This is a genomic window from Flavobacterium sp. (assembly GCF_036405015.1).
In the GTDB taxonomy this organism is placed as follows: Bacteria; Bacteroidota; Bacteroidia; order Flavobacteriales; family Flavobacteriaceae; genus Flavobacterium.
Genome location: NZ_DASWYK010000101.1, coordinates 1 through 9,666, shown reverse-complemented (window position 1 = coordinate 9,666; position 9,666 = coordinate 1). Strand labels below are relative to the sequence as shown.

11 protein-coding genes and 1 pseudogene are annotated in these 9,666 nt (G+C 34.2%); 3 read left to right on the top strand and 9 right to left on the bottom strand.

The annotated features are described in order from the left end of the window. Positions 1-486 (bottom strand): NAD(P)/FAD-dependent oxidoreductase (locus VGE71_RS08065; RefSeq protein ID WP_331137861.1); only part of this gene is annotated, 486 nt, incomplete at its 3' end. Between the two features lie 12 nt (positions 487-498). After that, positions 499-852 carry a MerC domain-containing protein gene (locus VGE71_RS08060; RefSeq protein WP_144216569.1) on the bottom strand — a complete coding sequence of 118 codons (354 nt, stop codon included), beginning with the start codon at positions 850-852 and terminating at the stop codon, positions 499-501. A 92-nt stretch (positions 853-944) separates the two neighbouring features. Between VGE71_RS08060 and VGE71_RS08055 the strand changes: the two genes are divergently transcribed. The 3 genes from VGE71_RS08055 to VGE71_RS08045 all read left to right on the top strand — a co-directional run bounded on the left by VGE71_RS08055 (position 945) and on the right by VGE71_RS08045 (position 4,017). Next, on the top strand, positions 945-1,337 hold the full coding sequence (locus VGE71_RS08055) for a Fur family transcriptional regulator (protein ID WP_144216567.1): 393 nt from the start codon (positions 945-947) through the stop codon (positions 1,335-1,337). Positions 1,338-1,411: 74 nt separating this feature from the next. Continuing rightward, positions 1,412-3,280, top strand: coding sequence for an Nramp family divalent metal transporter (locus tag VGE71_RS08050; protein WP_331137860.1), 1,869 nt, complete (start codon positions 1,412-1,414; stop codon positions 3,278-3,280). Positions 3,281-3,363: 83 nt separating this feature from the next. Next, on the top strand, positions 3,364-4,017 hold the full coding sequence (locus VGE71_RS08045; RefSeq protein WP_331137859.1) for a metal-dependent transcriptional regulator: 654 nt from the start codon (positions 3,364-3,366) through the stop codon (positions 4,015-4,017). A gap of 108 nt (positions 4,018-4,125) precedes the next feature. On the opposite strand, the gene VGE71_RS08040 is transcribed toward VGE71_RS08045, so the two are convergent. The 7 genes and pseudogenes from VGE71_RS08040 to VGE71_RS08010 form a co-directional block, all read right to left on the bottom strand. Beyond that, on the bottom strand, positions 4,126-4,524 hold the full coding sequence (locus VGE71_RS08040) for a hypothetical protein (RefSeq protein ID WP_111425377.1): 399 nt from the start codon (positions 4,522-4,524) through the stop codon (positions 4,126-4,128). 167 nt (positions 4,525-4,691) lie between these two features. Next, the gene (locus VGE71_RS08035; protein WP_331137858.1) at positions 4,692-5,474 is read right to left on the bottom strand and encodes an enoyl-CoA hydratase/isomerase family protein; all 783 of its coding nucleotides are present in this window, start codon (positions 5,472-5,474) and stop codon (positions 4,692-4,694) included. Positions 5,475-5,485: 11 nt separating this feature from the next. Further along, positions 5,486-6,901: a HAMP domain-containing sensor histidine kinase gene (locus VGE71_RS08030; protein WP_331137862.1), complete on the bottom strand. Its 1,416-nt coding sequence runs from the start codon at positions 6,899-6,901 to the stop codon at positions 5,486-5,488. 125 nt (positions 6,902-7,026) lie between these two features. Then, positions 7,027-7,575, bottom strand: coding sequence for a CopD family protein (locus VGE71_RS08025; protein WP_331137857.1), 549 nt, complete (start codon positions 7,573-7,575; stop codon positions 7,027-7,029). Next, positions 7,575-8,147 (bottom strand): hypothetical protein, encoded by a 573-nt coding sequence (locus VGE71_RS08020; RefSeq protein ID WP_331137856.1) that lies wholly within the window; start codon positions 8,145-8,147, stop codon positions 7,575-7,577. Before VGE71_RS08020 ends, VGE71_RS08025 begins: the two co-directional genes overlap by 1 nt. A gap of 14 nt (positions 8,148-8,161) precedes the next feature. Continuing rightward, positions 8,162-9,175, bottom strand: a complete 1,014-nt coding sequence (gene hemH, locus VGE71_RS08015; protein WP_331137855.1) for a ferrochelatase — start codon at positions 9,173-9,175, stop codon at positions 8,162-8,164. Positions 9,176-9,310: 135 nt separating this feature from the next. Next, positions 9,311-9,666, bottom strand: a pseudogene (locus VGE71_RS08010) (hypothetical protein); the annotation flags it as partial.

Below are 9,666 nucleotides of genomic sequence, written 5' to 3'. Positions count from 1 at the left end.
CAGTTTGGCGAACTCAAATCCCATTTCGCCATTGGCAATGATGGCTGTTTTTTCGTTTTTCACTTCATAACCATGACAATACGGACAATGTAAAACCGATATTCCCCAACAATTTGCAAAACCTTCAATTTCTGGAAGCAAATCTTTGACGCCTGTCGCAAACAATACCTTTCTCGCTTTAAAAATTTCTCCAGATTCAGTCGTAATTTCAAATCCTTTATTTGTTTTAAGTGCTTTTACAGCAAGTCCATTATAGAATTGAACTGTTTTATAAATATCAACTTGTAATTTGGCTTTCGCCGAAATTACGGCGGGTTTTTCACCATCTTGTGTAATAAAATTATGAGAATGCGGTGTTTGTCTGTTGCAAGGCAAACCGCTGTCGATAACCAAAACCTGACGTAGAGAACGTCCCAAACTCATTGCTGCCGAAAGTCCGCTGTAGCTTCCTCCAACGATAATTACGTCAAAACTCTTATTTTCCATGAGTACTACTTTTTAATGATTGTGTTTTTTGTGTAATTTGTAATTAATCAAATGCCCAATGATCATTCCTATTCCGCCAAAATAAATGAGATCTAGATGAATTTCTAAAAACAAGTCGGCCAAAATACTGATCCAAATCAAGGTCATTGAAACTATCAAAATAGAAGAAACCAAAAGAGTTGATTTTTTTGTAATTTTGAAAATTGCAAACAAACCTATTGAAGCAAATAGTAAATCGACAAAAGGATTGTGACTTAAGCCTAACGGAAGAATGGTTAAAAGTGGAAAAATCAAACAATGAACCAGACAAATAGTTGCGCTCGAAATTCCTAAAATATCGTAAAAGGGCGTCGTTATTTTCTTCATTTTGTGTACTTTTACTTAATGCAATTTTGTTGCAAATATACATATTAAAATCAAATGCAACATTGTTGCGTTAAATTTTTTAATTTATAAAAATGAAAACAACACGTAATACTACCGCGAAAACAGCTGTATTAGAGGTATTTGAAAAATCTAAAACAGCATTGTCTCATACCGAAATTCAAAAACAATTAAACGATGTTTGCGATCGCGTTACCATTTATAGAATTTTAGATCGTTTGGTCAATGATGACATTATTCATAAAATTTCAAATCTGGACGGAACGGTAAAATATGCAAAATGCAATCATTCGCATCAGAGAGTACATATTCATAATCACGCCCATTTTAGCTGTGAAAACTGTCATGAAATCACTTGTCTTGAAAATGTAAAACCAAGCTACATTATGCCACACAACTATAAAGTAAACGAAATAAACTTCACGCTTTCTGGATTGTGCCCAAAATGTTTGAATTCTAACATTTAACTTTTAGACAAGCCTAAAAATATTGTTGAGCGAATATAATTTTTCTATATATTTGGAAAATCAATATTTTAACAATGAGCAAATCATTAGAAGAAGTCCACGAATCCGTTTCTACAGAACATAAAAAAACAGGATTCCGAAAAATATTAGCTTTTTTAGGTCCGGCCTATTTAGTAAGTGTCGGTTATATGGATCCAGGAAACTGGGCGACAGATATTGCCGGCGGAAGTCAGTTTGGCTATACATTAGTCTGGGTTTTATTGATGAGTAACCTGATGGCTTTACTTCTTCAAAGTCTAAGTGCTAGACTTGGAATTGTAACGCAGCGCGATTTGGCGCAAGCCTCTAGAGAAACGTATTCTAAATACATCAACTACATTTTATATTTTCTGGCCGAAATTGCCATTGCAGCCTGCGATCTTGCCGAGGTTCTCGGAATGGCAATCGGAATTAACCTTCTTTTCGGAATTCCGTTATTAGAAGCTGTTCTAATTACCGTTTTAGACACCTTTTTACTGCTTTTCCTGATCAATAAAGGAATTCGTAAGATGGAAGCCTTTATTATTGCTTTGGTTGCTATAATCGGTTTTTCTTTCATTTTTGAAATGATCTTTGCAGAACCCGAAATGCATAAAGTTTTAGCCGGACTTGTTCCTTCTATTCCAAACTCGGCTGCTTTATATATCGCGATCGGAATTATTGGCGCAACCGTTATGCCTCACAACTTATACTTGCATTCTTCTTTGGTACAAACCAGAAAATTTGACCGAACTCCTGCAGGAATCAAACAAGCTTTAAAATACAATTTTATAGATTCTACCATTGCCTTAAACCTTGCCTTTTTTGTAAACGCCGCCATTTTGATTCTTGCAGCCGCCACTTTCCATAAAAACGGAATGTTTGAAGTTGCCGAAATTCAAGATGCGCACAAATTTCTAGAACCGCTTTTGGGAACAAAATGGGCACCAGCTTTATTTGCCATCGCCTTAATTGCAGCTGGACAAAGTTCGACCGTAACAGGAACGCTCGCTGGACAAATCGTAATGGAAGGTTATCTTCATTTTAGAATTCAGCCTTGGGTACGCCGCATTATTACACGTTTGATTGCGATTATTCCAGCAGTAATTGTGATTTTAATTTATGGCGAAAGTGTCACAGGAAAACTTTTGATTTTAAGTCAGGTGATTTTGAGTTTACAATTAGGATTTGCCATTATTCCGTTAATTCACTTTGTGAGCGATAAATCGAAAATGAAAGGTTTTCATATTTCTAGAACCACTCAGGTCATTTCTTGGATTATCGCTACCATTATTGTATCCTTAAATGCAAAATTGGTTTATGACGAAATTACTTCTTGGTTAGAAAGTTCCAATCATCCTATGATTCTTTGGTTTACTGTTGTTCCTTTGGCATTTGGCTTTTTAGGTTTATTATTATACATCATTTTTAATCCTTTCATTGTAAAAGCAAAAAATAAGAATGTCAACCATTCGCCTCACCATCTTAAACTGAAGTTTTCACCAAGAGAAAGTCAGAGCATTAAAAACATTGCGGTTTCTGTAGATTTCTCGACTGCCGATGAAGCTGCCTTAAACAAAGCTTTTGAACTAGGTGGATTAGATACTCAATATACTCTTATTCACATTGTAGAAACTGTCGGCGCTTTGATGTATGGTGTTCACGTTCACGATCATGAAACTACCATCGACGAGAAATTATTATTGAAATATAAAGACATGCTTTCCGAAAAAGGATTCAAAATCAAAACGGAACTTGGTTTTGGAAAACCAAACAAAATAATTCCAAAAATAATAAACGAAGGCAATTTCGATATTCTCGTTATGGGAACCCACGGCCACACTGGATTAAAAGATATTCTATTCGGTACAACCGTAGACAAATTGAGACATAAAATTTCAATACCTTTGTTGATTGTTAAATAAAAGGTGCAAAGACTCAGAGGAACAAAGGGACAAAGTTTCCCTATGAACCTATGAAACTTTGTAGCTTTGAACCTCAAAAAAAAATGACTTTTTCAGAAGAAAACTACCTTAAATCAATCTATCACCTAACGGCTGCTTTGGAAACAGAAGTCAGCACTAACGCTATTGCGGAAATAATGGAAACGAAAGCTTCCTCTGTAACCGATATGCTTAAGAAACTGGCTGAAAAAGATTTGGTGAATTATAAAAAATATCAAGGTGTTTCTTTAACAGAAAATGGAAAACTGGCTGCCAAAATGATTGTTCGTAAACATCGTCTTTGGGAAGTATTTTTGGTTGAAAAACTAAATTTCAGTTGGGATGAAGTTCACGATATTGCAGAGCAATTAGAACACATCAAATCGGAACAATTGATTAATCGTTTGGATGATTTTCTGGGAAATCCGACTGAAGACCCACACGGAGACCCAATTCCGGATGCTAACGGCCGAATCATCAAAATTGAAAAACAGCTTTTATCTGAATTAGAAGAAAATCAAACGGGAGTTTGCGTTGGTGTAAAAGATACTTCTTCGGAGTTTTTGAAATATCTGGACAAACAAGAAATTGCTTTGGGTTCTAAGATTGAATTCCTTTCTAAAGAATCTTTCGATTTATCGGTACGAATTAAAGTCAATGAAAGAGAATTATATATTTCGAATAAAATTGCTTCTAATTTGTTTGTAAAATTGGTTTAAGAGGTGTGTTCCACAGAGATTCGCAGAGATTTTTCACAGAGATACACAGAAAATAAAAATCCCAAAACTTCAGTGGTTTTGGGATTTTATATTTTATACCATTTGTTTTTAAACAATTCCTTTTTCAATCATTTCCAACATTACAGGCGAAGCATTTTTAAATGTTGGTGCTTGCTCAATAATACTTCCTGCATTCTTTTTATTTACTTTGAAGGTAACATCATCATTTGTTGTAAATAAAAGTGCCGTTAGAAAAGGATTTTTGATGTGTGTTCCTAAAATCAATAAAGCTTCATCTAAAGTATGAATGCTTTCTATTTCTTCTGTTTTGTATCGGAAAGTTAGCGAAATGGAAAATGTATTGTCTTCATTTAAAACCAATCGGAAATACACATTTTTAAGTTCTGTATCGCCCATCGTTTTGGCCAAAGTCAGTTTAGCGAAAGTTCCGGATTGGATGCTTTCTTTAACTCGTTCACAAAAAAGGGCAAATATTGGTTCGTACATTTTTTTAAGGTTCTAAGATTCTGAGATACTAAGAGGCTAAGTTTTTATCCTCTTTATGTTATTATTTAACCGCAAAGGTCGCTAAGATTTACGCAAAGCACACAAAGAAAATAAAAAAACTTAGCGAACCTTGCGTAAATCTTAGCGCCCTTTGCGGTTAAGAAAAATTATTTTCCTGTAAATTCAGCTTTACGTTTTTCTAAAAAGGCGGTTGTTCCTTCTTTAAAATCGGCTGTTCCGAAACATTCTCCAAATGATTTGATTTCAGTATCGAAACCATTTTTGCCGTCTTTGAAATTGGCATTGATAGCTTTTATAGCTTTTCCGATGGCAAATGGTGCATTTTTAATAATTTTCTGAGCGATTACATTTGTAAACGACAGTAATTCTTCTTGAGGTACAACATGATTTACCAAACCGAAATCTTTTGCCTGCTCTGCGGTAATCATCGCTGCAGTCATAATCATTTCCATTGCACGCCCTTTTCCTATTAATTGCGGTAAACGCTGCGTTCCTCCATAACCTGGAATCAATCCTAGAGTTACTTCTGGAAGTCCCATTTTAGCATTGTCTGAAGCTACTCTAAAATGACAAGACATTGCCAATTCTAATCCGCCTCCAAGGGCAAATCCATTAACGGCTGCAATAACTGGCTTTTTAAGATTTTCTATGAAATCAAACAAAGATTCCTGTCCTTCTGCCGCTAATTGAGCACCTTCAACAGTGGTATAATTTGCAAACTCCGAAATATCTGCTCCAGCCACAAAAGCTTTTTCTCCGCTTCCGGTTAAAACAATAACGCGAACGTCGTCGTTTTGTCCTAATGATTGAATGGCATTACTCAAATCACTAATCGTTGCTTTGTTTAAAGCATTTAGCTTAGTAGGTCTGTTAATAGTTATTGTCGCAACTTTTTCTTCAATAGAAATTAAGATATTTTCGTAGTTCATAACTGTTGGTTTTATGAGTTTGTGATAGGTAAAGAAACTCTGAAAGTAGTTCCTTTTCCGTAAGTTGATTCAAAGGTAATTGTTCCTTTATAATTTTCGATGATGTTTTTAATAATTCCGAGTCCAAGTCCCATACCGCTTGTTTTGGTAGTAAATTTTGGTTCGAAAATTCGCCCAATATCTTGTTTTTGGATTCCGATACCGTTGTCTTTAACGGCAATTTCAACATTATCATTTCTTCTTTTTACTGAAACCACAATAGATTTTTGAAACTGACTTTCCGGAATTGCCTGAGTAGCATTTTTAACCAAATTGGTAATGACACGAATTAATTGCGTTCGGTCCATTTTAGAAATGATTTCTTCTTCTTCTTTTTCGAAAGAAATATAATCTTCGTTGAAAATATCCAAAGCCAATTCGACAACTTCAACAACATTCAGCGTTTCATTTTGCTGAGCCGGCATTGAAGCAAAGTTCGAAAACGCCGAAGCTACAGACGTCATCGTATCAATCTGCTGAATTAAGGTTTCAGAGTAATCATTCATTTTCTGCTTCACATCTGGATCACTTGGATCGAACTTTCTTTGAAAACTCTGAACCGTCAAACGCATCGGTGTAAGCGGATTTTTAATTTCGTGCGCCACTTGTTTCGCCATTTCGCGCCAAGCTTCTTCTCTTTCGCTTTGCGCTAACTTAATGGCACTCGTTTCCAATTTGTCCACCATTCCGTTGTATGCTTTGATCAAGAAATTGACTTCTTTGCTGTTGGCTTCTAAAACAATTTTCTCGTTTTTCTGATCCAAATTGGTTTCTTCCAAACGATCTGAAATGGTTTTTAGTGATTTGGTAATATAAGTTGAAAGGAAATACGCTAACGCGAAAGCCACGATAAGCATAAAAGAATATACCTGACTTAAACGAATAAGGAACGTATTCAACTCATTGTCGTAATAACCGTCATCTTCTAAATATGGAAGATTCAAGATTCCGAGTGGTTTGAATTTTTCGTCTTTGATTAAACTATAAGATGAACGGTTTTTAACTCCATCGATTGTTTTAATATCTACAAATCGCTTTTCAATCGAAGAACGAACCAATTTTAGAATGTACTCAGGAATTGGAGGTGCCACTTTATCAACGGCAAAAGACTCTTTGGAAGATTTTAGTAGTTTTCCGTCAAGGCTATAAATATTGATTTCAATTTTGTGAATCTGCGCCAGTTCGTGGATTTTATCTTTAAAAATCAAATCCAGATTTTGGGTTTTCAGCGGATAGGTTGTAGTTGCCAGAACGTAATTGATGTGTTCTTTAACTGCATTTTCTTTTCGTTCTAAACGTTCCTGATGGTATTCTTTGGCTTCTGTCTTAAACTGAATAATCGAAATCGAAGCCAATAAAAAAGATGCCACCACAATCAATACAATCATCGACAGGAAAATCCTGGTTCGAAGAGAAAGCATTGACATTTTGAAGTTTAGCATAGTTTTTAGTATTCAGTCTCAATCTCAGTCTCAGTCTCAGTAAAACTGAAAACTGTCACTGCGACTGAAAGCTATTTCTTTTCTCTAATTCGTTTGTAAAATCGGAATCCCAGCATAATTAAAACCGAAAATAAAACAATTCCGATTACGCCGAAAATCCAGTTGATGGCACTTTTTAAAACTACTAAAAAAACAACAGCAAACAAAATAATCGTTGCGCCTTCATTCCATAAACGCATGAAGTTGTTCGAATATTTTACCTCATCGTTTTGCAGTTGTTTAAAAATCTGATGGCATTTTCCATGGTATAAATACAAAAGGAAAACGAAACACAATTTTACGTGCATCCAAGGCATTTTGATCCAAATATGACCTGCTTCTGTAAAAAACAACATCCAAAAAGCAAAAATACTCGCCAAAACCGCAGATGGCCATGTAATAATGTACCACAAACGGTAGGCCATAATTTTGTATTGTGCTTGCAAAATTTCTTTTTCAGGTGAAGGTTTTTCACTGGCTTCTATTTGATACACAAACAAACGCACAATATAAAATAAACCTGCAAACCAAGTGATTACAAAAATAAGATGCAGCGATTTTAGATAGTTGTAGTATTCCATTATTTCTTAAATGTAGATTTTTTAAAAAGATCAATCATTTCGTTACCATAATCTTCATCTTCATAAACTATGGATGCAACAAAGGTTTTGTCATTAAAAATTCTGGAAAAAATCACTAATGTTGCCACTTTTTTTCCCTCTTCTGTAATTTCAATTTTAGATTTTCTAAAAACCAAACCTGAAATATTTTCTGTACTTACAGCATAATCTCCCATTTGGCCTTTTGGATAAATTTGACCAATATTCTTTAGAAGGAGAAAATCTTTTAATTTCATCTTTAGATCAATCGCCTGAACATCATTTCCTGTCAAATTATCGTAATTAGCTGAAAAATAATTAGTTTTATCTCTCTTAAAAGCAACAATTAAATGTTTATTTTTCACTAAAGCCGTATCTCCTTTAATTGCTCCTTTTTCCTTTAAATCAACTTTTTCATAGTCATCTGGAATAGCAATTTCCCAATTGAAAGTTTTATCAGAGAAACTATTGTTTACAAAAGTCTCTCTGTTTTTACATCCAATCATCGTTATAAGGACAAAACAGAAAATCGAGATTTTTTTTACCTGATCCATTATAAAATTTACTATCACTTTGCCCAATCGTTAATCCAATTACTTACTGTCTGACACCATTCGTCATCGTCATTCAAACATGGAATTGCTAAAAATTCTTCACCTCCATTTGCTTCGAAATCTTCTTTAGCTCGCATTGCGATTTCCTCTAAAGTTTCAAGACAATCAGAAACGAATGCTGGCGTTACAACCGCTAATTTCTTAATTCCTTTTGCTGGCATATTATCAATTTCAACATCAGTATAAGGTTCAAGCCATTTATCTCCTGCTAAACGAGATTGGAAAGTCAAACTGTATTTATCTTCTGGAAGACCTAATAATTTAATGACTTGTTTTGTTGTTTCGTAACATTGATGACGGTAACAAAACTCATGCGCTGGAGATGGTGTGTTACAGCATGAACCGTCAATTTTACAATGTGATTTCGTTACATCTGTTTTGCGGATATGACGCTCTGGAATTCCGTGATACGAAAACAATAAATGGTCATAATCAAATCCAACTAAATGTTTCTGAATTGAATCTGCTAAGTTTTTGATGTAATCTGGTTTATTGTAAAAAGCAGGAACATCTGTAAATTTCATGTGTGGAAATTTCTTCTTGCGAATTTCTTCGGCTTTAACCAAAATTGTCAAAGTTGAAGCCATTGCATATTGCGGATATAATGGAAAAAGCATTACATCGGTAACTCCTTTATCGTTTAATTCTTGAAGTCCTTTTTCGATTGTCATAGTTCCGTAACGCATTGCCAATGAAACTGGAACGTTTACTAAAGGCTGTACTTTTTTCTGCATTCTTTCTGAAAGAACTACTAATGGCGAACCTTCTTCCCACCAAATTTTCGCGTAAGCGTGTGCCGATTCTTCAGGTCTTTTTCTTAAAATAATACCACGAACTAATAATGCTCTTAATAAATATGGAACGTCAATTACATATTTATCCATTAAAAATTCATCTAAATAAGGTTTTACGTCTTTTGGAGTTGGACTTTCTGGAGAACCTAAGTTTACTAATAATACGCCTTTCATTATGTTTTTGCTTTTAAGCTTTTATTTGTTTTTAAAATTTCGGCAAAAGTAAACGCTGTACTTTATTCGAAATATGATAATTATTACTTTTTAGTTATGTTCTTATTTATAAAATTGATTTAATAAATGATTCTCTTATTTCTTATCAATATTATTTAATTCTTCGTTCATTTTTTCTCGCCATCTCTTACCGTTTCTATTTTCGAGATAAACATCTGTTATTTTATGGTAAGCTTTCACCGCTTTATCCATTTCTTTATCTCCTATAACACATCCTTGATTTCGAATATATAAACCGTATTTTTTATATACACTATCTCTTTTATAATTTCTTGTGTCTTGAATTTTCATTTCAGCGTCAACTGGAGAAACAAATACCAAACCATAAGTAAATGTTTTTACACTATCTACTTTAATATCGTGGGAAGCTTTATTTTTATATTCAATTAACAACAGATTGTCTGCTGATTTGCAACTTAGAAAGAGAGTAA